The following is a 235-nucleotide window of genomic DNA, read 5'->3' as shown; positions in this document are numbered from 1 at the left end:
ATGTCGAGTAAGTTAGTACTGGTTCTGAACTGCGGTAGTTCTTCACTGAAATTTGCCATCATCGATGCAGTAAATGGTGAAGAGTACCTTTCTGGTTTAGCCGAATGTTTCCACCTGCCTGAAGCACGTATCAAATGGAAAATGGACGGCAATAAACAGGAAGCGGCTTTAGGTGCAGGCGCCGCTCACAGCGAAGCGCTCAACTTTATCGTTAATACTATTCTGGCACAAAAAC

Annotated in this window: 1 pseudogene; it reads left to right on the top strand. The window is 45.1% G+C overall.

From position 1 onward, the window contains the following. Nucleotides 1–235: pseudogene (locus SB756_RS35530) on the top strand (acetate kinase); the annotation flags it as partial.

This window comes from Pseudomonas sp. SIMBA_068 (genome assembly GCF_046534705.1).
Lineage (GTDB): Bacteria > Pseudomonadota > Gammaproteobacteria > Pseudomonadales > Pseudomonadaceae > Aquipseudomonas > Aquipseudomonas putida.
This window is presented reverse-complemented; position numbering and strand designations above follow the sequence as displayed.